Annotated in this window: 19 protein-coding genes; 5 read left to right on the forward strand and 14 right to left on the reverse strand. The window is 62.9% G+C overall.

Going from position 1 to position 24,539, the window contains the following annotated elements; all coding sequences use genetic code 11:
• Positions 1 to 25: 25 nt before the first annotated feature.
• The 10 genes from BM172_RS01080 to BM172_RS01120 form a co-directional block, all read right to left on the reverse strand.
• A complete protein-coding gene (locus tag BM172_RS01080) occupies positions 26 to 688 on the reverse strand; it encodes an energy transducer TonB family protein (RefSeq protein WP_026634255.1) in 663 nt (220 codons plus the stop codon).
• Positions 689 to 698: 10 nt separating this feature from the next.
• Positions 699 to 1,109, reverse strand: a complete 411-nt coding sequence (locus BM172_RS01085) for an ExbD/TolR family protein (RefSeq protein WP_026634256.1) — start codon at positions 1,107 to 1,109, stop codon at positions 699 to 701.
• A 13-nt stretch (positions 1,110 to 1,122) separates the two neighbouring features.
• Positions 1,123 to 2,913, reverse strand: a complete 1,791-nt coding sequence (locus BM172_RS01090; protein ID WP_035322932.1) for a DUF2341 domain-containing protein — start codon at positions 2,911 to 2,913, stop codon at positions 1,123 to 1,125.
• Positions 2,914 to 2,962: 49 nt separating this feature from the next.
• Entirely contained in the window at positions 2,963 to 4,543 is a 1,581-nt protein-coding gene (locus BM172_RS01095) for a ShlB/FhaC/HecB family hemolysin secretion/activation protein (RefSeq protein WP_026634258.1), read from the reverse strand.
• 511 nt (positions 4,544 to 5,054) lie between these two features.
• Positions 5,055 to 6,026 carry a FecR family protein gene (locus BM172_RS01100; protein ID WP_026634259.1) on the reverse strand — a complete coding sequence of 324 codons (972 nt, stop codon included), beginning with the start codon at positions 6,024 to 6,026 and terminating at the stop codon, positions 5,055 to 5,057.
• 5 nt (positions 6,027 to 6,031) lie between these two features.
• Positions 6,032 to 6,577, reverse strand: a complete 546-nt coding sequence (locus tag BM172_RS01105) for an RNA polymerase sigma factor (RefSeq protein WP_026634260.1) — start codon at positions 6,575 to 6,577, stop codon at positions 6,032 to 6,034.
• Positions 6,578 to 6,583: 6 nt separating this feature from the next.
• On the reverse strand, positions 6,584 to 7,189 hold the full coding sequence (locus BM172_RS01110) for an STN domain-containing protein (protein ID WP_035322819.1): 606 nt from the start codon (positions 7,187 to 7,189) through the stop codon (positions 6,584 to 6,586).
• 323 nt (positions 7,190 to 7,512) lie between these two features.
• The gene (locus BM172_RS21980) at positions 7,513 to 8,028 is read right to left on the reverse strand and encodes a hypothetical protein (protein WP_143096418.1); all 516 of its coding nucleotides are present in this window, start codon (positions 8,026 to 8,028) and stop codon (positions 7,513 to 7,515) included.
• On the reverse strand, positions 8,028 to 13,406 hold the full coding sequence (locus tag BM172_RS01115) for an RHS repeat-associated core domain-containing protein (protein ID WP_051548447.1): 5,379 nt from the start codon (positions 13,404 to 13,406) through the stop codon (positions 8,028 to 8,030). The genes BM172_RS21980 and BM172_RS01115 overlap by 1 nt, the downstream gene beginning before the upstream one ends.
• 105 nt (positions 13,407 to 13,511) lie before the next feature.
• On the reverse strand, positions 13,512 to 16,580 hold the full coding sequence (locus BM172_RS01120; RefSeq protein ID WP_051548448.1) for a beta strand repeat-containing protein: 3,069 nt from the start codon (positions 16,578 to 16,580) through the stop codon (positions 13,512 to 13,514).
• Positions 16,581 to 16,754: 174 nt separating this feature from the next.
• On the opposite strand from BM172_RS01120, the gene BM172_RS21990 reads away from it, so the two are divergent.
• Complete coding sequence (locus tag BM172_RS21990) at positions 16,755 to 17,252, forward strand: hypothetical protein (RefSeq protein WP_143096419.1); 498 nt, start codon at positions 16,755 to 16,757, stop codon at positions 17,250 to 17,252.
• Between the two features lie 57 nt (positions 17,253 to 17,309).
• Positions 17,310 to 18,362, forward strand: coding sequence for a cytochrome-c peroxidase (locus BM172_RS01125; RefSeq protein ID WP_081805085.1), 1,053 nt, complete (start codon positions 17,310 to 17,312; stop codon positions 18,360 to 18,362).
• Positions 18,363 to 18,388: 26 nt separating this feature from the next.
• On the opposite strand, the gene ampC is transcribed toward BM172_RS01125, so the two are convergent.
• Both ampC and BM172_RS01135 read right to left on the reverse strand, forming a co-directional pair.
• Positions 18,389 to 19,561: a class C beta-lactamase gene (gene ampC, locus BM172_RS01130; protein ID WP_035322822.1), complete on the reverse strand. Its 1,173-nt coding sequence runs from the start codon at positions 19,559 to 19,561 to the stop codon at positions 18,389 to 18,391.
• A 111-nt stretch (positions 19,562 to 19,672) separates the two neighbouring features.
• Entirely contained in the window at positions 19,673 to 20,440 is a 768-nt protein-coding gene (locus BM172_RS01135) for an SDR family NAD(P)-dependent oxidoreductase (protein ID WP_026634263.1), read from the reverse strand.
• Positions 20,441 to 20,601: 161 nt separating this feature from the next.
• On the opposite strand from BM172_RS01135, the gene BM172_RS01140 reads away from it, so the two are divergent.
• Complete coding sequence (locus BM172_RS01140) at positions 20,602 to 21,489, forward strand: AraC family transcriptional regulator (protein ID WP_026634264.1); 888 nt, start codon at positions 20,602 to 20,604, stop codon at positions 21,487 to 21,489.
• A gap of 131 nt (positions 21,490 to 21,620) precedes the next feature.
• Here BM172_RS01140 and BM172_RS01145 read toward each other — a convergent pair whose 3' ends face one another.
• Both BM172_RS01145 and BM172_RS01150 read right to left on the reverse strand, forming a co-directional pair.
• The gene (locus tag BM172_RS01145) at positions 21,621 to 21,971 is read right to left on the reverse strand and encodes a VOC family protein (protein WP_026634265.1); all 351 of its coding nucleotides are present in this window, start codon (positions 21,969 to 21,971) and stop codon (positions 21,621 to 21,623) included.
• 70 nt (positions 21,972 to 22,041) lie between these two features.
• A complete protein-coding gene (locus BM172_RS01150) occupies positions 22,042 to 22,767 on the reverse strand; it encodes a DUF6597 domain-containing transcriptional factor (RefSeq protein ID WP_026634266.1) in 726 nt (241 codons plus the stop codon).
• Positions 22,768 to 22,879: 112 nt separating this feature from the next.
• Between BM172_RS01150 and BM172_RS01155 the strand changes: the two genes are divergently transcribed.
• Both BM172_RS01155 and BM172_RS01160 read left to right on the forward strand, forming a co-directional pair.
• Positions 22,880 to 23,077 carry a hypothetical protein gene (locus BM172_RS01155; protein ID WP_026634267.1) on the forward strand — a complete coding sequence of 66 codons (198 nt, stop codon included), beginning with the start codon at positions 22,880 to 22,882 and terminating at the stop codon, positions 23,075 to 23,077.
• 190 nt (positions 23,078 to 23,267) lie between these two features.
• Positions 23,268 to 24,527, forward strand: a complete 1,260-nt coding sequence (locus tag BM172_RS01160) for a hypothetical protein (protein WP_143096420.1) — start codon at positions 23,268 to 23,270, stop codon at positions 24,525 to 24,527.
• The last annotated feature ends 12 nt before the right edge of the window (positions 24,528 to 24,539 follow it).

Below are 24,539 nucleotides of genomic sequence, written 5' to 3' on the forward strand. Positions count from 1 at the left end.
TGCTCCAAAGAAAAGAATGGCGTGCTCATACGGGTCGCCTGCCGCGGATGGATGCGCGCACGGGCATGCTCAGTCGCGGCGGCGGCGGCGTGTCGATGCTCAGGCCGCGCAGCACGTCGAGCAGCGCTTCGTCGGTGGCGGGCGCGCCGCTGGGCGCGAGCATTTCGGCGCGGGTGATGCGGCCGCTGGGATCGATCCACAGGCTGACCTTCACCTCGAACACCAGGCGGCGCGTGCGTTCGTCGCGCTGGATCGCCTGCTGCAAGGCATAGCCCAGGTACTGCTCGTACGAGGAGCCGCCGACACCGTTGCCGCCACCGGCGCCGACCATGCCGCCGCCGTCGCCCGCACCGATGTTGAAGCTGTCGTTGCCGGCCTGGGCCGGACCATTGATGGTCACCTGCTTCGCCAGGTCGGGCGCTTTCGGCGCCTCCACCGGCTTGGCCGGCTCGTCCGGCCTGGGCAGTTCCTGCTTGACCTCTTCGAGCTTCTTCGGCTCGGGCGGCTTTTCTTTCGGCGGCGGCGGAGGCGGCGGCAGCGGGGTGATGGTCGGCACGCGCGGCGCCTCGCGGCGCACGCCGACCTGGTGGCCGGCGAAATGCCAGACCAGCGCGCCGACGAGCAGCACCACCGCGGCACCGACGATGCGGCCGCGCCAACGCTTGGGGTTTTGACCGGTGGCGTTCATCGCGATCCCGTCAACCGCCGGTCGGCGACTTGCCGGTGACCAGTCCCACCTGCGACAGGTCCAGCCGGCGCAGCAGGTCGAGGATGTCGACCACCTTCTGGTACTGCACGTTGGCGTCGCCCTTGACGATGATCGGGAAGTCCGGCGTCAACGCCTTCTGCGTGCGCAGCCGCGCCTCCAGCTCGCCGATGCTCACCGGGAAGGCATCGAGGAAGATCTGCCCGCTGTCGGATACGGTGATCGCCTTGGTCTGCGGCTTGGCCAGACTGACCGAAGCGCTGGCCTTGGGCAGGTTCACTTTCACGCCCTGCACCGAGGCGGTGGTCATGATGATGAAGATCACCAGCAGCACATACGCCAGGTCCAGCATCGGCGTGATGTTGATGTCATCGTAGGGCTTTTCGTCGTCCTGTACCTGCATGGCCGCGCCCTCCTCAGGCCGCCGCGCCGGAATCGGCGTCGCGGTGCAGTTCGGCCAGGCGGGTGACGAATTCGTCCACGAACACCTGCATGTTCGCGGTGACCGCCTTGTTGCGCGTGAGCAGGTAGTTGTAGCCGAACAAGGCCGGGATCGCGACGAACAGGCCGGCCACGGTGGCCAGCAGCGCGGCGGCGATACCGGGCGCGATGGCGTTGACGTTGACGTCGCCCGCCGCGGCGATCGCCGCGAAGGTGATCATCACGCCGACCACCGTGCCGAGCAGGCCCAGGAACGGGCCGCCGGAGATGGCGATGGTCAGCATCACCATCGAGCGCGCCAGCTTCTGGTTCTCGCGCACCAGGGTGGAATCCATCACCGCGCGGATCGCCTCGATCGATTCGGTCGCGATCACCAGGCGGCCCTTGGCATCCTTGCGGCGCCACACTTCCTTCTTGCCCACTTCGTAGAGGCGATAGAGCGAGGAACCGGCCAGGTCGCGCGCCGCGCCTTCGTCACCCATGCCGAGCAGATCGGTGCCCAGGTCGCGGAAGCGGGCCAGGAATCGCTCGTTGGCGTTGGTGACGCCGCTGACGTAGCGGCCTTTCTGCCACATCACCACCCACGAGATCGCCGCCATCACCAGCAGGATGCCGATCACCAGCCAGGCATCCGCGGTCACCGACTTGACGATGATGCCGAAGTAGCCGAAGCCGGCACCGGATTTCTTTTCGTCTTCGCCGTACTGCACCAGCTTCGATTCGGCGCCCTGCGACAGCGCGTCGATGCCGATCGCGACCGGCGCCCGGGCCACGCGCGACAGGCGCACTTCATCCATCAGGCCGAGGAAGTTGGCCAGCGCCGCGCCCTGCCCGGCCGCCTCGCCGCCCAGCGTGGCGGCCGAACCCAGCGCCGGCATCGCGGCGGCGAGGGTCGAATACTTCTGGCCATTGACGTAGACGGTGGCCTGCTGCGCATCGAAGCTCACCGCCAGCTGCGTCCACTGGCCGGCCTTGAGCGGCTCGCCCGCGGCGCTGCGCTGCGCACCCTGGCCGGCATTCGCTTCGACGTACGGCGCGCCGCCGTCGAGGCCGATCACCACCGAGCGACCGTCCTGGCGGCGCACATAGATCGCCGTCGGCGTGGTCGGCAGCGCATCGAGCTTGATCCATGCGCTGAAGGTGAAGGCACCACCAGCCGCTTCATTGAGCGAAGCGCTGGAGGGCAGCGTCACCACCGCGTTGCCATCGAAGCGCGCGGCCTTGCCGACAATGCCGCCGTCCACCGGCAGCACGCTGCCCGACTGCGCGTTGTTGGCATAGGCGGTGGCGTCCTTCGGCGCGCCCGCGGCGGCCTCCTCGAAGTGATAGACCAGGGTGTGGTCGGCGTCGAACGCGGCGGCGCCGCTGCTCTGCGCGGTGGCCTTGGCGTTGCCGTAATACATCCAGATGGTCTGCCTGGCGTTGGCCGGCAGCTCGCTGACGTCCACCCACACCTGGCCCACGCCCATCACCGGATCGAAGCTGTCGATCTGGTAGTTCAGCGGCGTCTTGCCGTCGGCGGCGATGAAACGCAGGTCGGCGCCGTCCTTCGCCACGCCGTCGAACTGGAAGTTGCCCGGATGCAGGCGGACCAGCACCGGCACACGGCCGGGCGATTGCGGCAGCGGCGCGCCGGTGGTGCTGGTATCGAGCGTGATCGGTTTGCGGAAAGACCAGTCGTCGTTCCACCAGGCCGCCTCGGCCGCCAGCGAAAAGCGCGGCAGGCAGGCCAGGCACAGCAGCCACGCAAGGATCAGGTAACGCATCGTCATTGCACCCCTAGAAGAAAAAGTGAGCCGTGTCATCGCCGCGCTCCTACAGCCCGGCCTTGAGGCTGAACAGCCAGCGCCCGTCGTGGGCGCGCGTGCGCGAGCCGTCCTTGAGCGGCCAGGCGTATTCCAGTTCGCCGTTGATGGTGTCGAACAGGGTGAAGCGCGTGCCCAGGCCCGTGCTGAGCAAGGTGAAGCGGCCGCGCTGCTCCGGCAGCGGATCGATCAGCAGGATGCGCGAGCCGTCGAGGAACCCGTGGAAGCGCCACTCGTTGACGTACTTGCCGAACCACGAAGCCACCGAGGGGCTGCGCAGCTCCACCGAAGCCGAGCCGCCGTTGTCGCCGGTGTCTTCCGCCGACAGGAAACCGCGCACGCTGTTGGCGCCGCCGGCGGCGAACTGTTCGCTGGAGACCAGCGGCGAATCGGCCAGCTGTCCGCTGGCGCGCAGGGCCAGCGCATAGCCGCCACCGAGGGCACGCGTGTAGTTGGCATCCACGCGCAGGTAGGCGAAGTTCTGCCGCGCGTTGTAGCGCTGGTTGTCGAATGCGAGCCGGCCGCTGCCCGCGCCGCGCGTGCCGAAATTGCCGGCGATGGACAGGCCCAGCGAGGAGTTGTCGCGCGTGCGCTGGCCGGTATAGGCCACCGTCAGCGGGTAGTAGGTGATCGGCACTGCCTGCTGCTGGTCGCCCAGCGTCAGGCGCTGATCGAAATGCTTGCGCGCCACGCTGACCGAGAAGGACTGGCCGTAATCGCCGAGGGTCGGCAGGTTGCGGATCGCCTGCAGCGATACCGCATTGCCCTTGCCCAGCACAGTGGTGCCGCCAAGCGTGTTGGCATTGCTGTTGGACTTGTAGCCGGAACCGAGCAGGCTCCATTGCCTGTCCAGCGGCGCCAGGTACGACAGTGCATACACCTCGACCGCGTGGCGATCCTGCGGCGCCACGATATAGGTGGCGGAGACCGTGTGCCCCAGCTGCCACAGGTTGTCGTAGCGGACGTTGCCGACGGCGCGCAATACGGGCGTATCGGCGCTGTGATCGTTGTTGACTTCCAGGCTCGCGTGCAGCGGATAGCTGTCTTCCACCTTGAGCGTGACATCCATGGTCTGCGGCAGGCTGCCGGGCTTGAGCAGCGGCACCACCTGCTGGCCCGGCTGGCGGTTCACCTGCGCCAGCTGTTCCTGCGCCTGGTTGAAGTTCGGCACGGTGCCTTCGGCCAGCGCCGGCACCGCCTCGCGGATGGCCTCCGGCGAGTGGTAGCGCGAGCCTTCCACGCGCACGCGGCCGATGCTGTTCTCGGTCACCTTCAGCAACAGCACGCCGTTGCGCACCTGCTGCGGCGGCACTTCGACCGTGACCGACTGGTAGCCCCTGGCCTGATAAATCTTCTGCAGTGCGTCGCGCGCGGCATGCACGTCGTCGAGGCTGCGCTGCGGACCGAGGAAGGGCTCGACCGCCTGCTCGATATCGACGGCCTGCAGCAGCGTATTGCCGCGCACCAGGTATTCGTTGACCTCGAAGCGCGCCGGCGCTTCCGGTGCGGGCGCGGCCGCCTGCTGCGCGTGCGTCGCGCTGCACACCAGCGCCAGCATGATGGCGAAGGCCAGCGGTCGGCGGCCCCTCATCGCGACGCTCCGGTCCATTCGGTCGTCCCTGTCCTCATGTTCCGGTAGCTAAACCCCGATGCGTAACCGGATCGCGACAGATACATGTCCGATCCGAGGCCGGCTCCGCCGGCGGGCCGTCCAGACGGCCGAACCGCTTCGACAATCAAACGCACACCATCCCCCGGGGCGCGCCATGCCGGCCGCGCCCATAGCCCGATCGAGATTTCCGGCGCGCCTGCGGCGCACCGGGCGAAGAGATTCCGGTGGGCATCCCAGCCCGTGCCGACTTCCTTTGCCCCTTAGACGGAAGGCTTTCGGGGGAACTGAACCTGCGTCACGAAAAATTCATGACGGGGGATGTTTCGGCTTGTTTGCGGCGGGGAGTGACATGGGAATGTCATGTGCGTGGACATGCTGGACGCAATTTTCACTTGTAGGTTGGGGTGGAAACCCCAACACGGCGCATCGAGGCGCACGGCAACGTTGGGGTCAGCCTGCGGCTCACCCCAACCTACGCCTGGTGTGCGGGTCAGCTCAGGAGGACGATGCCGCCCGGCAGTTCGGTCACATGCGCGCCGAACGCTTCGCGGATCAAGGTGGCCGCGTCGGCCAGCTGGTTCAGGGAGAACCGCGCCCGCACCATGCGTGCACCCAAGGCATCGTTGGTGAGCACCAGGCGACCTGGCCGGTAGCGGTTGATCTCCGCCACCACGTACGACAACGGCCGGTTGTCGAACACCAGTACGCGGCGGCGCCAGGCCATCGCCTGATCGACGTCCACGGGCACCGGCGCCGTCATCTCGCGCGCCCCATAGCTGGCCTGCTGTGCAGCACCCAGCGCTTCGCTGCGGCCGCGGTAGTCCACGCTGACCGAGCCATCGAGGGCCGTGACTTCGACGTCACCGCCAAGGCAGCGCACATTGCATTGCGAACCGGGCTTCGCACGCAGGCTGCCCTTGGCCGCCCACACGGTGAAATCCCCTGCCCCGTCGGCCAGCTGCAACTGGATCTCGCCATCCAGCAGCTCGATGCCCGCGAGCTTTCCATCGACCTTGTGCAGGTTGAACGCGGTCTGCGTATTCATCTCCACCGTCACGCCCGGCGCCACCTGCACCGAGCGCTGCTCGCCGGTGGCGGTGCGAAAATCCGCCGCCATGTCGGAGATGCCCGGCCACAGCCGGAACGGCGGTTGCGCCGCCAGCAGCGCGGCGGCCGTCGCCGCCACCGCACCGCCCAGGAAAGCGCGGCGGCTCATGCGGCGCGGTGCCACGGCAGGCGCGCGCTCGCGTTGCGCCAGGTTGGCGGCCGCGGCGCCGAGGCGCTCCCACATCAGCCGCGTTTCGGCAAAGGCGCGCGCATGCGCCACGCTCTGCGCGACCCAGCTGCGGAAGCCCTGTGCGTCGGCCGCGGTGGCGCGGCCGGAAGTGAGCAGCAGCAGCCAGTCGCGCGCCTCGCGGTGCAGCGGCGAATCGTGGCTGAGGCTGGCGGAATTCGGTTCCATACCCTTCAAGACGCTTTTCCGGCCCCGGGACCGAACCGTTGCACCACGCGGCGGTCCAGGCGCTCGCCGCAATGCTCCAGGGCCTTCTTCAGCTCCTTGCCCACCATGCGCACCGAAATGCGGAAACGGTCGGCGATCTCCTGCTGCGGCAGGTCATCCACGCGCGCGGCGATCAGGATCTCGCGCTGCCGCACGGTAAGCTCGCCCAGGGCATGCTCCAGCGCGGCGATCTCGATGCGGGCGTGGGCGATGCGTGCCGGATCCAGCGCGTCGTCGGCGATATGCAGCAGGTCCTGCACCTCCTCGCCGGTGAGATAGCGCGAATCGGCCTGGCGCTGGTCGGCGGCGACGTTGAGCGCCATGCGGAACAGATAGCCGGCCGGATTGTGCGACACCGGCGAGCTGTCGCCGAGGCGCTCGACGCGCAGATAGGTTTCCTGCAATACGTCATTGACCAGCTCGTCCGAGCCCAGCCGCCGGCGCAGCCGCTTGCGCAACTCCGGTTGCCATTCCAGGAACAGGCCCATCAACGACATCGACGACGAAGTCATCGCAGCTCAGCAGCGGGCCGGACGCGAGGCGTCGGCAGGCAGCAGCAACAGGGTCAGCGGTTGCGCCAGTCCCGGCGGCGGTGGATCCACACGCAGGCCACCGAGCACCGACTCGACCGCCTGATCGCGTTCGGCACGGCCGGTGCTGCCGAGCAGGCGCAGTCGATGCACCTCACCCGAGCCGTCCACCCATACCTGCAAGGCCAGGCGATATTCGCCAGGGCGCGTCAGCGGCGTGCGGCAGAGCGCGGCTTCGACGGCGGCCTGCAGGGCGGCGCCGTAGCTGGCGACCAGCGTGTCGGCGCGTTCTTCGACAGGGGGCATCGGCGCCGCGCCTGTCACGTCCCGATTGGCATCGACCGAGGGCATCAGCGTGAACGCCTTGTCCGAGGTGTAGCGCTCGCGCAGCCCCGTACCTGCCAGCAAGCGGCGCAATGCATCTTCCGGCGTGAATTCGCCGCGCGCGCCGGGGGACATGCGCCCCACCAGCAAGCGCTCGTCGACCAGCAAGGCCTGTCCCGTCACGTCGCTGAATGCCCTCACCGCACTGCTCAAAGGCTGCGGGCCGATGTCGAACGACACCAGCCCGCGCGCATCCTCGGCCGGACCCATCTGCGCCTGCTGTCCCAAGGCATGGCCCGTCCCCCCACAAAACCCGCAAGCAGCCAACAGCACCCACCTGGCGTACTTCATAGACCGATCTCCGGATCGCCGGTCGGCCCGACCTCGCGCCGGGTGAGGCTTTATACATCGGCTACACGGGGGGGAGGCTAGCAGAGGGTTGTGTCAGTTCTGTAACTAACATGCGTGTGGCAGCCCGCAGGACCATAATGTTTAACTGTGGCGACTTAATAAACTAGCATTTCAACCCATTTGGCACAGTAAACTAACAAGAAGACCAATAAATGCGCATGTCAGCACGATGAACAAAATAACTACCACCCCCTCGAAAATCCATCCATCACCATCTTCCTCATCCGAGAAAAACCATCAAACATGTCATTAATAATTAGCCCCCTAACCCCATCGGAGATAACAATCAGACCACGCGCCTCATCATAATCAACAGAGACCATCTTGGAATATTCCATTTTTCTTATAAAGAAGGCGCCATAACAAATGCCATCAGATATAAATCTCACATTGAATCTCGACATCCACAAACCCGCAAAATGACACGCAAAAGCTACAGACCACAGCACGAAAAATATCGGATCGCTCAGTAGGCCCGAGGGTGGCTTACCGAGCTCCGCTACCGTCAAGAAAAACAATAGTAACGAAAAAATAACGCAAAGCACAAGCGTGCGTACACATACGGCATCCCGGTAGCGGAAGACACTATCATTTGCCACAACCACGGGAGACGTTATCCTTTTCAAGATTGAAGTAATTGAAGCTGACAAAAATATAATCAACGCGAAAAATATAACCAACAAGGACAGGGCCTCCATCAATCTTCGCAACCGCAACCACCGCCATAGAGTTTTTCTAGCGCCGCTTGATCATTATCTATCGCCGTTGCAGTAACACCCGCCACGCCACCAAAAACAGAGCTAACCCCCGCGCTCACCACCTGACTCACCTTGCTGGCATAGCCGTATGTTGCGCGGTAGATATCTCCAATCTCTCCAGCGCCATCCCCCAAGGGACTGGCGACCACTGCCATTCCCACGCTCCCCCAGCTTTTAACGCACCCTTCGTTGGATAATTGCCGAAGTGCCTCCACGCCACCGCTAAACGCCATCCTTCCGCCATATCCAAGCCATGCCCCCGCTCCTCCCCCGGCAAGGCTAAGGCCATTAGTCAATCCCGCGAGGCCGCCGACAGCAGCCCCGGCACCGATATCCCTCCATAGATTTCCATCGCGATCACCCGAAAGGTATCCAGTAATCCCTCCCCATATACCTCCAATGACCAAGCCTGCCACAGCGGAAACAGGATCTTGACCATTGCGGTCAATATAGTTAAGTGGGCTACCAAAAGAATAAGCAAAGAAATTCGCTTGCCTTCCACCAAAACCCAGTGGATCCTCACTAATAAACCGCCCCATCTCGGGACTGTAGTATCTCGCACGGTAGTAATAGAGCCCCGCCGTGTCCGCCTCACGACCAGTGTACTGATACGGATTTGTATAACCAGTACTTGTATCGCTTGATGAGATGTTGCCGTACGGATCATAGCTATAACGCTGACGAATTTCGCCAGCCGAATTGGTTAACCCAATCGTACTACCCAGCATATCCGTTAGAAAATACAATCTCCCACCTACATCGTTACGCGCAAAACGCTCATCGACCCCTGGTCCAACAAGAATCGGGTTAGTAGCCCCCGCTTGTTTCTCCTGTATCGGATTTTCGCCGTCATATAGATACTGCGTAGGCACAGCCGCACCGATCGCCTTACCAGTTCGACGACCCAACGCGTCATACGCGAAACTCAGCTTCAGCTCACCGCCCTGCCGGACCTGAATGAGCTCGTTACGGGCGTTCCATACGAAGCTGTTCACGCCATCGCTGGTCAGGTTGCCATTAGCGTCATAGCTCAGTGTCGCGCCATTGAAACTAACTTGGCGATTGTTGGCGTCAAATGTACTAGGCTGCGTGGTTGGCGCCGGAACTTGATTAAACGCCAAGCTGCCGCCCTGAGTAACGAGGTGGCCGGCAAGATCGTAGCCATAGATTAAATCACCAAGCTCCGTGCCATTGCCCTGGGTGTATATCTGACCAGTTAGCTGATTGGCATTGTCATAGCCATAGGTAATGAAAATGCCATTGGGCAAGGTCAGGCTTGTTCGCCGGTTGGCATCGTCATAACTCAGTTGCACCACCTCGCTGCCCTGAGTAATCGACAGCAATCGGTCAGCATCATCGTACTGGTATACAACTGCTACCTGGCTGTCCGGCGTCATGCCAGTGCGACGGCCTGCAGCGTCGTAGCTATAGCCCACCGTACCCTGCGGCGTCACCGCCTGAGTTACTCGATCCAAATCGTCGTAACCCCAGCTCAGGCTGCCAGCGCTCGTATCCAGAAGTTCAGTTACTCGATTACCCGTGTCGTAAGTTACCTGCGTGCCCGAACCATCCGCATAAGTCGTCAATGTCCGCCGCCCAAGGGCGTCATAGGTATAAAGGGTGGTCTGCTGCTTACGGTCCACATGCGAGAGCGGATGATTCATGCCGTCATAGGTCCACGATTCGGACTGGTTCAGCGCATCCGTGCGGGCGACCTGGCGGTTCCGATTATCGTATGTGCTGCCGATGACCTTGCTGTTGGATAGAGTTACCTGTGTTGGATTGCCATTGCCGTCATAGTCCACCTGGGTGGATTGGTTCAAGCCGTCAATGAACTTCACAACACGATTATTGGTGTCGTACAGCTTCAACGCCACATTGCCCAGCGGATCCTTGATCGCCACCAAGCGACCTAATGCATCGGTCGTTATTGTCGTCGTACGCCCCAGTGCATCCGTGATCGATTGCAGGTCATAGCCTTGGTAGCCAATGGTGGTCAGATGCCCTAGTGCATCCTCCACCGCCGTAGGCTGACCATTGCCATTACACAGCATTGTGATGGCGTGCCCCAGCGGGTCAATTACCTGTGACAGGCAACCATTGGTATAGGCAAAGGTCGTGGTGTGACTGAGCGGATCGGTGATTGATGCGATCTGGTTATAATCAGGCGTATAGCTGTACTGATATGTCGTAGCCTGTGACGTGTCAGCCAAACGCGTGATGCGTGTGACATTACCTGAATTGTCATAGCTGTACGTGGTCTTCCGGCCCAACGCATCAGTCATGCTATCGACTAGGCCAGATGCCTGTCGAACGTAGGTCAGTGTCTGCGCCAGCGATGTGCCGTATGCCCGGGTATCAGTCATAGAATATTTGCTGACCGGGTCGAAGACGACGTATTCGCTGTTCCCGTTTGGATCGGTGGCCGTGGTCGCGGTCACCTGCTGATTAGTGTCAAGCGCGTAAGCAAACTGATAATTCGTATTATCGGCGTATGTCTGCTTCGAGACCCGACCGTTGCTATCGTATTCGTTGGTTACCCAAACGTTACCGCGGCGGTCCTGCATAGTCAGCATGCGTTGGTTTCTGTCGTACGTGTATTGCTCATTGGTGCCATCCGAAAACGTCACCTGGCTCAGCGCGCCAGCGTTGTTATAGCTATAGGAGACTCCTCGGCCGGTCTGGTCCGCCACATTTGAGATGTAATTGCCATAGCCGTAAGTAAAGTTCAGGCTGCGGCCGCTGGGCGATACGACCCTATCCAGCAGGCCGGCGTTGTAGGACAACTGCAGTGCATTACCGAAGCGATCCTGCATCCACACCATCTGATTGGGCGCATGACGGGTGAAGGCCATTTGGGTTCCATCACGCAAGGTCAGTATCCAGTGCGCGCCATCGGGCGTGTTATCAAACAGGAACTGCAACGTTGCGCCATAGAAACCCGAATTGGTCGAAGTATGCTTCCACACCGTGGACGGAGTGAATGGCCAATTCAAGCTTCCGCTGACCAGATTGAATTTGATGCCCTCACCGCAGGGCATCACCAGTTGCATCGTGTTGAGGCTATCGTCGCTATAGAGGTGGAGACCGAAGTTAGAATCCGCACCCACACCGAAGGCGTGCGATTGCGTATCGCCCGTGCGGTATGCGCGCGTCAGAGCGAGCGGCACCACGTCGCGTACCGCCAAGTCGGTCCATTCGTGGAAGAAGATACCCGTCTGCAGGTCTACAGGCTTTCCAAGAGTTTGGCCATTGCAAAGCCTAGCCCCGGGACCATTGCTGTTATTTGCCGACGCACCGGCACCCAATGCCCATACGATCCTCACGCCAGGATCCGGCGCCAGATGCTGCGCATCGGCCGTCACCCGGCCGGCGCCATACATCTGCCAACCTTCCTTGATGTCGTAGACCCAAAAATCCGCTGCCGTCCGCGGCGGCTGCTTGCCATAATTGGGATACACCACCCGGATGCCCTGCGCCGCCTCGGGCGTCAGGCCCTGCACCACCGCGTCGCCGGGCTGGATGGTGAAATACATCGGGAAGTTCGCGGGTAGCGGGAACGGCGCGTGATCCACTGGCGTGGGCACCACCGCCAGCTCCGTCAGCACCTTACCTTCCCGATCCTTGAAGATCGTTCCCGCCGGAATGTGTAGCTCAAGCCCCGGCATTTCTGGATGCTTCAGCACTATTTCCTGCGTGGTCGGCGACGGGATGGTGATCTTGTCGCGCGCAAGCACGCGCGGCAGATACATCACGAATGGCATGCGATTGTGCTCGCCCGCCTTGATATCGGCGCCGACAGGGAAGCGCCCGTACTCCACGTCGCCATGGCTGGCAGTGCGGCCATCCACGAAGAGTTCCTGTCGCCCCGCGCTCAAGCTGTCCAACACAAATACACCTTGCGCATCGGTGCGCACTTTTCGGCCACCAATGCTTACCTCGACGTTGGCGACCGGTGTCTCATCGATCCGCCGCACCTGGCCGATCAATGCCGTGGCGTTCTTGGCCAGCGGTGCCTCCTGGGCACGCGTGTCCGGCAACTCCTGCCGTGCGTGATACAAGCGCCAGTGACCGCCTGCTCCGTCGGGGGCATTGTCCTGGCCCGGATACCATGCGCCGTCCCGAACGGCCCCATGCTCGCGGCACAAGGAGTGCACATCAGTTGCCGCGCAAGGCTGCGCGCCGTTACCGGCACCCGCGGTCAGTACCAGTGCCGGCTCATTCGATATCGCAGACGAATCGGCTGCGTTGGGCGCCACCGGTCGTCCACCCTGCCCGGCGACACTTACCCCCGACGAATGAAGTGTGGTGGTCGTAAAACCGACTGCGGTGTACGGGACCGCCCGGCCCGACGCCGTATGTAGCCCCTGCACGAAGAGCGTGTAGCGCGCTCCTGGATACAGGTCATCCGGAAGCTGCACGAAAGCGAGCCGGCCGTGCTCCGCGCCGACGATCTTCGTATCCACGATGCCATTGGGCCCCAGCAGCTTCACCGCCTTGCCCGCGGCCAGTTCGCGCAGGTTGACCGGCTCGGCGAAGCGCAATGACAGGGGGCCGCGCAGTGGCGTGTCCGCAGCCTCTGCACCGGGCAACGTCGTTACCGCAGCCACCGTCCTATCGCGAGGGGCATCCGTCGCCGCCACCAGCCGCTGTGAAGCAGGGTCGAATCGCATGGCCGATCGCACGGCGAAGCCATGGTCGTCCACGCCACCCTCGATGCGTACCGCACCGTCCGCCTCCATCACGGCACGTGCGCGATAGCGCGGAACGTCATTGCCTTCCACCGGCGCGACCTGCCGATGCAATACATCCCATACCAACGCCTGCGGCGTGGGCACGCCATCCCCGCTCCAGCCGCCGGCAAGGAGCAAGTGGCCATCGCTCAGCACGGTCAGTGTATGCCCCGCACGCGCCGGCAAACCCAGGTTGGCTGCACGGACGAACTGACGCGTCGTCGGATCGAACCACTGCCCATAATCGAGCACGCGGCCCCTGGCATCCGTACCGCCCCATAGCAACACCTGGCCGGTCGGCATTACCGTGAACGACGCATCCTGCCGCACTTCCGGCAAGGTTAGGCGCTCAATGCGCGTCGCGTCGCTCAGGTAGGCACGCCCTTGCGCGCCATAAACCTCAAGGCGACGGCCATCGGGCAAGGTCATACTCACTGCATCGGAGCTTCGGGCAAGCCGGACAGAAGCACCGTCCGTGTCCACGGAGACTATGCGATGCGCGGCAATGATGGCACCTGCGCTGAGCACAGCCACGCCAAGCGCGCCGCATACCGCCAAAGAAATTCCCCGTTTCATCATTCCCATGACCTTCCCCTATCCATAAGCAGAACCGCCTGCTCGCCGCGCTCGCGATCCACCGCGCCATTTCACGCTTTTTTCGATAACAGACTGCGGGACTCCTGCGAGCCCTTACGATCCAGTTGCACCACTCAAAGTCAGCTGCACATTTGCAGGCAATCCATAGATGACGGTGACTAGAACCGTATATGTGCCACCCTGCGGCAGCGTCGGCAGACTCAAGGCAGTCGGATTGACCGCACTGAAACTCGTCAGCTGCGTGCCGTCAGGACGATAGATGGTGAAATAGACGGTGTAGCCAGCGGGTGTCGTCGAAATGGCATTGACCGTCAGCGTCGGCGCGTCGCCGGCGTTACCTGAGAATGTCAGTCGGGCTGCCTGCCCCGGGCGAGGCAAATCCACTGTCGTCGCGGTGCCGTTCAATAGCTGCAGACCGGTAATGTCGCGCGTCAAGGTGACTGTCGCATTCTGGATCTGCAATGGGCCGCTAGACGAGCCGCCCGGCGTAATGACGATGCTGTAGGTCCCGGCAGCGAGCCCCCAAAGGTGGGCGTTATTGCCGGCTCCAGTGCCGAAATTGGTAATGAATCGTCCGTTGGAGTCGTAAACACCGACCGTCGCCCAGTCGTTAGATGGGGAGCCACCGCTTACCGACACGCCCGTGAGCGCCAGCTCAAGATTGTCGCCGGCATTCGCATTGAAGGTCAGGTAAATGTTCTGCCCTATCGCACCAGTCGCATAAGATTTGGAGGGACCGTCGACCGCCAGCGTATCGACCACGCCGCTGAGCAAGGTCAGTTGTGCGGTACTCGGCAATCCCCAGCTTCCCCACGTCACCACGGTATAGGTGCCGCTTTGCGGCAGATTCTGCAGGTTCCATGTATTCGAGGAAGCGGTATCGACGAAGGTCAGCTGCGCACCGTCCGGCCGGTATACGACGAAATTGACACTATTGTTGGCAGGGGTCGTAGTGACGGCACTGGCCGCCAATGCCACGGTGTCGCCGGCATTCGCCGTGAATGTCAGTCGCGCAGCCTGCCCAGGGCGAGGCAGGTTTACCGTCGCCGCGGTCCCATAGGACAGCTGTCCAGTGACGTCCCGCGTCAGCGTGACCGTCGCATTCTGGATCTGCAGCAAACCATTCGAACCGCCACCAGGTGTAATGACGATGCGGTAGGTCCCGCCAGCAAGCCCCCAAAGATGGGCGTTGTTCCCGGCATTGGAGCCAAAATTAGCGATCAATCGTCCGCTGGGATCGTATACACCCGCGGTAACCCAGTCGTTGTAAGGAGAGCCGCCGGTTATGGATACACCAGAGAGCGCCAATTCCAGGTTGTCGCCGGCATTGGCGTTGAAAGTCAGATAGATGTTTTGTCCGCCAACCGCTGTCGCATACGATTTTGATGGGCCATCGACCGTCATCGTATCGATCACGCCATGCAGCAGAGTCAATTGCGAGGTGTTCGGCAATCCCCAGCTGGCGTTCGTGATCACCATGTAAGTGCCGCTATCCGGCAGATTCTCCAGGTTCCATGTCGTTGGAGAGCTGGCGCTCAGACTGGTGAGTTGTCCGCCGTCCGGACGGTAGATGGTGTAATAAACGGTATTATTCGCGGGCGTCGTGCTGACGGCATTTGCGACGAACGTTACCGTATCACCGGCATTGGCTGTGAATGTCAGCCGCTCAGTCTGTCCAGGACGCGGCAAATTTACAGTCGTCGCCGCGCCATATGTCAGCTGTGGACCGACGATATCGCGCGTGAGCGTGGCGGTCGCATTCTGAATTTGCAGCAATCCGGAGGAACCGCCACCAGGTGTAACGATCAGCAGAAAAGTTCCACCTGACACACCCCAAAGATGTGCGTTGTTTCCGCCCCCGGAGCCGGCATTGGTTATCAGTCGATTCGCCGAATCGTAGACCAGGAACCTCACCCAATCGTTGGAGGGAGAGCCTCCTGTTACCGCCACGTTGGTGAGCGCCAGACCCAGGTTGTCGCCATTCTGGGCGGTAAAAATTACGCGTTTGGATTCTCCGGCGCCGCCGGTAGAGAAAGAAAGATCGCTACCATCAATGCTCATGCGCGGGTTGGTCTCCACACGCGCCTGAAACTGCGCACTGGCATTGCTTGGCTTCAGCAATACCGTGTAAGTCCCTGCCAGATTCGTTTGCGGAAGATGAATCGTCGCGACTTGCGGGTCCAGGCTGCCCTGGGCCGCGACCCGCCCCGCCGGGTCGTAGACGGTGTAGGTAAAGCCATTGTTCACCAGCACGAGCTGGTCAAGCTGGACACTCAACCAGCTGCCAAGCGGAGCATCGAACAGGAGCGCGCCGAACTTGTTCGCCGCGACCGACATGTTGACGCCCGTGCTGTCTACCGTCGCCCGCGCGGACGCGACAACATTGGCCGTTCCGACATTCGCAGGCACCACCACAAGATCTTGCGCGCTGATAGCCTGGCCGTAGGACGTGGTCACTCCGACTTTGCCACTCCCTACGCTGGACGGCACGGTGAACTGAATCTGCGCATTAGTTGCAGAGGTAGGAGACACCGCCACATGACCGACGCTCACCGTATTGGTGCCCGTTCCCGGGTGCAGGTGGCTGCCTGAAACCGTAACATTGTCACCAATAGCCGCCACTGTCGGTGCAATGCCGGTGATCTCCGGAGCAAGTCCCGTATCGTCAACGATGAAGAGAGCATCGCTCGCGACGCTCTGCCCACCTGCGGTAACGGTGATCGGACCAGTCGTGGCGCCATCCGGCACAGTCGTGTGCAGCTCGTTCGCGGTCGACGACAGGACGGAGCCTCCCACGCCGTTAAAGCTTACGGAGAGCGCGCTGCCATCGAACCCTTGCCCATAAACCGTGACGGGCGTTCCAGGCGTGCCATGGGTAGGCGTGAATGCAAACAAGCGGAGCGTACCGGCAGGCTCCGTCTTGATTTCCAGGAGGTTGCCCATCGCGTCATAGACATATCGGGCGCTGGTTCCATCGTCGCGCGTCATGGCAACCAGGCGGCCATTGCCGTCGTAGACGTACCTGGCAGCCTGCGCCTGGCAGATCAAGACCAGGAAGAGACACAGCATCGCCAAAAATGTCCGGGCGAATTTTGCGTAGATGGATTTTCCAAACGTCGCGCCCCTGGGCGCCATTCCGGCCACGCCGCCATGCGTTCTCATCTACGTCCCCTGTATCGTGCCAGAGCGGTTGGATATCCAAACTCCAGCGGAGACTACAAGAGTCGGCCCGGATGTTTCCACAGGCTCGCACGGCAAGATTGAAGAAAAACACTAAACTCCGGGAATCCCGTTCCGGGGCCGTGAGCAGCGCCAAATCGTTACAGGAGACACTTCATGAAAATGAGACCAGGATGGCTTTTGTCTGCATCACTTGCGCTGGCAATATTGGCGGGTTGTGGTCAACACTCCACGGGTTCGGCCGCCGAAACCGATCCCCCCTCCCCCGCCGTCACAGCGAACGACAACGCCTGGGGCAGTTATCTGGCTGAGCAAGGGAAGATCCACGGAAAAGAGGCATCGTCTCATCCGTTTATCTTTCTAGTTCCCGAAGGAGACAGCACGGAAGCTTTGACACGACGCAAGGATCTAGCTCGATACGTTTCATCTTCGATCGGTCCGGTCATTCTTCCTGGCTCCACGCTGATCTTCGGCGGACGCTCAGCTGCAGAGACCAATGCATTCGCGCAAGTTGTCGGAGCATCGACCAAGAAGGATGCGCTCAAGGGTTCCATCGTATTGATTGTCAGCGATGGAGAGCAGAAAGAGCTCATAGGCAAATCGTTTGATGCCAGCCAGGCGACACTGCGCTTTTCCAAGATGCAGCAAAAATAAGGCCGGCCTAACAAACAAGCCCTCTACAGCGACGCGCGATCTCGGATAGAAAGCTTTATGCCCATGCAAGCCACAAGAAAACGCGCCGCCCATATTCTGCTGGCGGGTATCGCCACATGCATGGTTTCCACCGCGTCCTTGGCTGATCAGCAGGCAATCGAGCAGCGGCGGACCAGTGCGGCGTTGATGCTTGGAGAACGGATCTTTCAGGACACTTCGCTAAGCGCCGATGGAAAAGTGAGTTGTGCTTCTTGCCACCAGCCCGAACGGGCCTTCTCGGATGGTCGCCGCGTCGCTATCGGCATACGGCAGCTATCCGGCACCCGCAATACCCCCAGCCTTGCAACCCTGGGACGTTCTCCAAGCCCGGCCTATTTCTGGGACGGCCGCCGTCCATCGCTGGAAACAGCCGTGATGGACCCATTTGTCAATTCGGTGGAAATGGGGTTGCCGAATCGCGAGTTGCTGCTATCTCGCCTCAAAAACAATCCCAGTTACCAACCGATGTTCGAAGCAGCCTTTTCATCTCAAGGCCGCATGTTTGGCTTGGCCCAAGTCGCTCAGGCGCTGTCTACCTACATCCGGTCGATCGACAGGGAAGAAAGTGCCTATGAGCGCTATGCCGCGGGCAAAGACAAAAATGCCTTGAGCGCACAAGCCCAACGTGGCCTTGCCATATTCGAAAGCAAGGGCCGTTGTGCGGAATGCCACCTCACCAAAGGGACGCCACCAGCACTGACGGATCATGGATTTCATCGAACGGGCATCGGGATGAGCAGCGTCGAGCGCGACCTCCCGCGGCTCACGATGGAAGTCATGCAGCACTCGCTTACTGGCGAAGCTCTCGGCGATCGAATAGCCACTCATGAAGACGAGGCTCAACTGGGTCGATTCAATGTCACCCAAAAGGTGGAAGACATCGGAATGTTTCGCACGCCTTCATTGCGCGGGGTGTCCAGGACGGCGCCCTATATGCATGACGGCAGCGTCGCCACGCTGCCGGAGGCGCTGGAGATGGAAGTCTACTATCGAGGACTCACCTCCGGTCGCCCTCTTGGCCTGACTGCCGAGGAAAAAACAGATTTGCTTGAGTTCCTCAGGCAGCTGTAGCCCGGTTTGCTCGATCAGCCCGACGCTTAGCGTTCGGTCGGCCCCAAGGCATCTGGCTCCAACAGCTTCAGCACCTCGTACGCAAACTCCACCCGCCCCTCCGTCGGATGGCTGCGATTGGTGAGTATCACCAACCCCAGCTTCTTCACCGGCACAAACGCGATATACGCACCGAATCCATTCGTCGCACCGGTCTTGTTGACCAGCACGCCATCGACCGCCGCTTGCGGCGGCTTCAGGGCGGTGACCGGCTGGTCTTCGCGGATCATGCGGCTGGCGTTGCCGCGCAGCAGATCGTCGTGAGTGACCGGCCAGGGATATTGCTCCCAGGCCAGGTCCTGGGTCATCGGACCGCTCCGGTAATACGCGGTGCGCGTGTCGGCGATCGCGCGTCGGGTAAGCGGATCGAGCGGCGCATCGCCCAGTTGTACATGGACGTAGTGCAGCAGGTCCTTGGTGCTGGAAATCACGCCGTAGGCTTCGTCGCCCAGCACGCCGGGGTTGACGCGCACAGGTTTGCCGTCGCTGCTGTAACCCTGCGCGTAGTCGGCTTTCTTCGCGTCCGGTACGCGGATATAGGTGCTGACCAAACCAAGCTTGGGCAGCAACGTGTGCTCCACGGCATCGGCATAGGGCTGGCCCAGGCGGTCGGCGGCGATCAGGCCGAGCATGCCGATGCTCGGGTTGGCATAGCTGCGCTTGCTGCCTTCCGGATAACGCGGCTGCCATGCCTGCAGCCAGGCGATGAGCTGCTCGCGGTTGCGCACTTCGTCGGGCACCTGCAGCGGGAAACCGCCGGCGGTGTGTGTGCCCAGGTCGAACAGCGCGACCTTGCCGAACGGCTTGCCCTGGAATTCGGGCAGGTAGTCCTCGACATGGCGGTCGAGCGACAGCTTGCCTTCGGCCTGCGCATAAGTGGCCAGCGTGGCGATGAAGGTCTTGCTGATCGAGCCGAGCTCGAACAGCGTGTCGCTGCCGACCTTGCGCCGGGTCTCCTTCGACGCCACGCCGAAGTTGTAGAAGCGATCCTTGCCGTCGACGGTGATCGCGATGGCCATGCCGGGGATGTGGTTGGCGCGCATGAAGCGGTCGGCGGCATGGCGCAGCTGGGTGTCGAAGTCAGGCCCGGTGGCGGCATGTGCGGCGCCGGCGGCGAACAGCAGGCCGGCGAGGCCGAGTCTCGCGAATGAGGATGGCAAGGCGATGGCTCCTGTCTGGTGGAGAAGCGGGATGGTAGAAGTCCCGTCGCTCCTCCGCCGGGCGAAATCCTGGCCAGCGGCGGGCAAGCCGGCGGCCAGATTCCGCCGGCTTCAGATCAGCATGCCGCCGGACACCTCGATGCGCTGCGCATTGACCCAGCGATTGTCGTCCATCAGCAGCGAGGCGATCATCGGCCCGATATCGTCCGGCAGGCCCGCGCGGCCCAGCGCCGTCATTTCCGCCACACGCCGGTTGAGCTCGGGGTTGTCGCGCACCATGCCGCCGCTGAAGTCGGTCTCGACCGCGCCCGGTGCCACCGTGTTGACGGCGATGCCGCGAGGGCCCAGTTCCTTGGCCAGATAGCGCGTGAGCACTTCGACCGCACCCTTCATCGAGGCATACGGCGCGCTGCCCGGGAACGCCACGCGGGTCAGGCCGCTGGAGACATTGACGATGCGTCCGCCGTCGTTGAGCAGCGGCAGCAGCTTCTGGGTGAGGAAGAACACGCCCTTGAAGTGCACGCGGTAGAGGCTGTCCATGTCGGCCTCGGTGGTTTCCGCGATGGGCGCGTGATGCGAGGTACCGGCATTGTTCACCAGGTAATCGAAACGCTCGGCGCCCAGTTGCGCGAGAGCCGCGCGCACCTGGTCCGCGAAGGCGTCGAACTGTCCGGTGTCGCCGGTATCGAGCGGCAAGGCAATGGCCCGCCGCCCCATCTCCGCGGCGAGCCTGGTCACCTCGGCGGCTTCGGTCTGGTTGGCGCGCCAGGTAAAGATGCTGTCGACGCCGCGCCGGGCGAGGCTCAGCACGGTGTTGCGTCCGAGGCCGCGGCTGCCGCCGGTGACGATGGCGATCCTGGTGGCGACGATGGTGTTCATGGCAAGTCTCCGGGGTGAGGAAAACTGCCGGGAAGATTAGGCGCCGCTGCCGGCGCGACGAATGCCGGAACCGCCCGGGTTCTTGCCCATTCCTGCTCCACCCCCGCCGCATGCCGGACCCACGGCGTTAGCATGCGGACATGCACGCCGAGGACCTGCCCATGTCGCACCAGCTGGCCGAGACCGTCAGACGCCATACCGACGGCCGCGAGGGCTACATCGCCACGCCGATCAAGGGCTTCGCTTTCCTGCGCGCCGATCGTCGGCAGCAGCATCCCACCCACCTGGTGTCCAGGCCGGTGCTGTGCATGGTGGCGCAAGGCGCCAAATGCAGCATCTTCGGCGGCCGGCGCTACGACTACCGCGCCGGCCAGGCGCTGGTGGTCAGCGTGGAAATGCCCGGCCTGAGTCGCGTGACGCGCGCCAGCCCTGCCGAGCCTTATCTGTGCGCCGTACTGGAATTCGATCCCGCCGGCATGCGCGAGATGCTGGAAAACATGCCTGCACCGCCGGCGCTGGCGGGCCATGCGCATCACGGCATCTTCGTCGCCGATTTCGCGGGCGCGCCGGCCGAATGCGTGCTGCGCCTGGCACGCCTGCTCGACACGCCCGAAGCGATTCCCGTGCTGGCGCCGATGGTCCTGCGCGAGCTTTACTACTGGCTGCTCGCCGGGCCGAACGGCGGCGAAATCGCCAGCGCGGTGCTCGGCAGCGGACATACCCAGCGGATGATGAAAGTGCTGCACAAGCTGCGCGATCAGTTCCGCGAGCCGGTACGCATCGACGATCTGGCTGCCATCGCGCAGTTGAGCCCCTCGGCCTTCCATCGCCAGTTCAAGGCGCTTACCTCGGTGACGCCGCTGCAATACCAGAAGCAGCTGCGGCTGCTGGAGGCACGGCACCTGATGCTGGCAGGCCTGGCCAATGCGGAATCGGCCGCGTATCGGGTGGGCTACGAAAGCCCTTCGCAATTCAGCCGCGAATACGCCCGAATGTTCGGCGCGCCGCCGCGAAGAGATGTGGCGGCATTGAATCCGGCGGTGGCGTAAGCCTCGGCCCTGCTCCCGTTCGAAAGCAGGCCCGGCGTCGAGCATCCCGCTTCATCGCGCCTTCCAGGTCAGGCAGGGGCGACAAGAGACTCCTTGCTCCCGCCGCCCTGGCCCGATGCTGGCAATCGGACTCAGGCCTCCGACCACACCGCCAATTCGTAGCCGTCGCGATCGGCGAAATGAAAACGCCGCCCGCCCGGAAACTCGAACACCGGCCGCACGATGCGGCCGCCGGCCGCCTCGATGCCGGCCTGGGTGGCGGCGAGGTCATTGGAATACAGCACCACCAGCACGCCGCCAGGCTTGGGGGACGCATGAAAGAAACCGCCGGTCAGCCGGCCGTCGCGGAATTCGCAGTAGTCCGGACCGTAGTCCTGGAAGGTCCAGCCGAATGCGCGGCCATAGAAATCCTTGGCCTCGGCAATCGAGGCGACGGCGAATTCCAGATAATCGATGCGATGGTGCTGTTCCGAAAGCGACATGAAGGTCTCCAGGCAAGAGCGGCGAGCATACGTCGCGGCAACCGTTCCCGGCTTGGAAAAAACGGCCAGCTCAGCGGCCATGCCCCGCCAGCAGGGCGCGCGGGCTGAGGCCCACCAACTGCTGCGTGTCGCGCGCCAGATGCTGCGCATCGCCATAGCCCGCGGCCAGCGCCGCCGCGGTGAGGCCAGGATGATGCGGCGCCAGCTTGAGGAAGCGTTGCAGGCGGAGAATCCGGTCCAGCGTCTTGGCGCCGTAGCCGAAGGCATCCTGGCAGCGCCTGCGCAGCGAGCGTTCGCTGAAGCCCAGCGCCGCCGCCAGCCCGGTGACACGGGCCGCTTCCTCGGTTTGGAGAAAACGGAACAGCTGCTGCATCCGTCGATCCACTACCACGCCGTCGCACAAGGCCAGCAGGGCCGCCTGCGGATTGCGCCCTTCCGCAAGCGCATCCCCTGCACGGTTGGCGCGCGTTCCCCACAACTCGGCAAGCGCCACCCGCCGGTTGGCGAGATGATGCAAAGGCAACCCAAGCAGGTTGGCGCCGACGCCGGGCGCAAGGCGCATGCCGGTCAGCACCACTCCCGCTTCCACGTCGGCCATGGCGGCCGCGGTGTCGGGCCCCGCGACGAACAGCGCGCGGCCGTCCCAGATCAGGTCGACATGCCCATCCGGCAATATCCGCACCGGCGACGCCGGGGCATCGGCCTGGCGGAAACGCCACAGGCACGCGACCCGGTCGCGCAGGCCGGGAGGTGCGGGAATCTCGCCATAGCTGGGTGTCTCGCTCATCGCCGATATCGTCGCCACGGCCCATTTGCCTTTGCGTGAAAATACAGTGAAACGGCGACCGGCATTCGCTTCTCCGGGGAACTAGGAGTACGGTTGATCTTTCCCGCCCGCGGAGACTGCGATGAACCAGCCCCCGAAAGACATCTCGCTCGCCGATATCCATTCCGCCTATGCGAGCAAGCCGGCCGAAAAGAAGAAGACCCAGGTCGGCGAGAAGGTCAAGAGCTATACCAAGTCCAATCACTACGACCGCGATCCGAACCATACGGGCGAAGCGCCGGCCAAGCCGGACGCCAAGCGGCCGGGCGCGCGGAAATAAATTTCCCCGCCGAGGACTCCGGGAGGGCGAGGATCCCGGAGTACTGAAGCGTCCCTTCCCGACATGCCAACCGCCGCCCGCAAGCGGGCACCCCGTTTCGGGATTCGCCTGAATAAGCCATATTTCGTTCCCTGAGGCCGCCAGATCGCGATATCACGCTGCGGTCCATTCGAACCGGGGGACATAAAGCATGGAACAGGGACAGGGCGCGGAGCGAACCGCGCCGGCTGGACTGCGCACCGGCGCAGGCCTCAGACACGGATGCATGCGACTCTTGCCGCCTTTCCTCCTGATGCTCGCGCTCGCAGCACCGGCGCAAGCCAGCGACGACGGCCCGCTGGAAGTCACGCAACGCACCATGCATTGGCAGGGCGCCACGGAAAGCGGCAGCGATGCCTGGTATCGCGACAACTGGGCCAAGGGCTCGATCGTAATGCCTTATGTGACGTCGAGCCGGAAGGACGTCGCCGCACGCATCAATGACGAGTTGTACATGGGCCTCATCGGCATCCCCGCGCCGTCGGCGGCGGGCGCCAACTTCGAGTTGACGATACCGGCCGACGATTCGGCGCTGGTGGGCACCTCCTCGCTCGAGTTCGAGCTGGCGCGCGACGACGAGCACATCTTTTCCGTCGCGGTGACCCAGGAAGGCTGCGGCGCCTACTGCGAGAACTACACCACCCACTATCACTTCGATGCCACCACCGGCCGCCCGTTCGCCGCGGCGGAGGTCATCACGTCAGCGGGCAAGAAGGACATCGTCAAGCGAATGGACCGCGAGGCCCTGGGGCAGTACAGGAAAATGCTCAAGACCCTGCAAGCGGATCTCGCCCTGCAGCTCAAGACAGGCAAACCGAGCCAGCCGGGTGGCTCGGTCGACGACACCAGGGATCGCATCGAACTCAACGAGCACTGCCTGCAGGAAGTGCTCGAACGGCAGCAGGACAGCTCGCGCAACCTGGACGAGGATTTCCGCTACCTGGCCATGGCGATCCCCGACGACAAGGGCGTGAGCTTCCGCCACGAGCGCTGCTCCAACCATGCGTCGCGGGCGCTGGACGATGTGGGCGATGTGAACCTGCCCGTGCCGAACGCACAGCTGCGCGGCATGCTCACGGATTACGGCCGGTTCCTGTTCTTCGGCGGCGATCGGCCCAGGGAAGCCCTCGACCCGTTCGGCGTGTTCCTGCACGGCAAGATCGGCCAGAGCCCGATCGCTCTGCGGATCGCCGTCGAAAAAGGCAGCCAGCAGGTTTCGGCCGTCTATTACTACGACAAGTACCGCCGGCCGATCGCCTTGACGGGTACGGCGGACGGCGACAGGTTCACGCTCACGACGTCGAAGACCGACAAGGATGCGGAAACCTTCGAGCTGGTCAGGCATGGCTCCACGCTTGCTGGCCAATGGCACAAGGGGAATGCCCTGCAACCGGTAAGCGTCGGCCCCTGAGCCGGCGGCACG

The sequence above is a fragment of the Dyella marensis genome, assembly GCF_900112865.1.
Classification (GTDB): Bacteria; Pseudomonadota; Gammaproteobacteria; order Xanthomonadales; family Rhodanobacteraceae; genus Dyella_D; species Dyella_D marensis_A.

What these genes read in the sequence shown, in the direction of transcription:
- BM172_RS01080 (WP_026634255.1), bottom strand. Translation starts at nt 688, where the DNA reads ATGAACGCCACCGGTCAAAACCCCAAGCGTTGGCGCGGCCGCATCGTC.
- BM172_RS01085 (WP_026634256.1), bottom strand. Translation starts at nt 1,109, where the DNA reads ATGCAGGTACAGGACGACGAAAAGCCCTACGATGACATCAACATCACG.
- BM172_RS01090 (WP_035322932.1), bottom strand. Translation starts at nt 2,913, where the DNA reads ATGCGTTACCTGATCCTTGCGTGGCTGCTGTGCCTGGCCTGCCTGCCG.
- BM172_RS01095 (WP_026634258.1), bottom strand. Translation starts at nt 4,543, where the DNA reads ATGAGGGGCCGCCGACCGCTGGCCTTCGCCATCATGCTGGCGCTGGTG.
- BM172_RS01100 (WP_026634259.1), bottom strand. Translation starts at nt 6,026, where the DNA reads ATGGAACCGAATTCCGCCAGCCTCAGCCACGATTCGCCGCTGCACCGC.
- BM172_RS01105 (WP_026634260.1), bottom strand. Translation starts at nt 6,577, where the DNA reads ATGACTTCGTCGTCGATGTCGTTGATGGGCCTGTTCCTGGAATGGCAA.
- BM172_RS01110 (WP_035322819.1), bottom strand. Translation starts at nt 7,189, where the DNA reads ATGGGTCCGGCCGAGGATGCGCGCGGGCTGGTGTCGTTCGACATCGGC.
- BM172_RS21980 (WP_143096418.1), bottom strand. Translation starts at nt 8,028, where the DNA reads ATGGAGGCCCTGTCCTTGTTGGTTATATTTTTCGCGTTGATTATATTT.
- BM172_RS01115 (WP_051548447.1), bottom strand. Translation starts at nt 13,406, where the DNA reads ATGGGAATGATGAAACGGGGAATTTCTTTGGCGGTATGCGGCGCGCTT.
- BM172_RS01120 (WP_051548448.1), bottom strand. Translation starts at nt 16,580, where the DNA reads ATGAGAACGCATGGCGGCGTGGCCGGAATGGCGCCCAGGGGCGCGACG.
- BM172_RS21990 (WP_143096419.1), top strand. Translation starts at nt 16,755, where the DNA reads ATGAAAATGAGACCAGGATGGCTTTTGTCTGCATCACTTGCGCTGGCA.
- BM172_RS01125 (WP_081805085.1), top strand. Translation starts at nt 17,310, where the DNA reads ATGCCCATGCAAGCCACAAGAAAACGCGCCGCCCATATTCTGCTGGCG.
- BM172_RS01135 (WP_026634263.1), bottom strand. Translation starts at nt 20,440, where the DNA reads ATGAACACCATCGTCGCCACCAGGATCGCCATCGTCACCGGCGGCAGC.
- BM172_RS01140 (WP_026634264.1), top strand. Translation starts at nt 20,602, where the DNA reads ATGTCGCACCAGCTGGCCGAGACCGTCAGACGCCATACCGACGGCCGC.
- BM172_RS01145 (WP_026634265.1), bottom strand. Translation starts at nt 21,971, where the DNA reads ATGTCGCTTTCGGAACAGCACCATCGCATCGATTATCTGGAATTCGCC.
- BM172_RS01155 (WP_026634267.1), top strand. Translation starts at nt 22,880, where the DNA reads ATGAACCAGCCCCCGAAAGACATCTCGCTCGCCGATATCCATTCCGCC.
- BM172_RS01160 (WP_143096420.1), top strand. Translation starts at nt 23,268, where the DNA reads ATGGAACAGGGACAGGGCGCGGAGCGAACCGCGCCGGCTGGACTGCGC.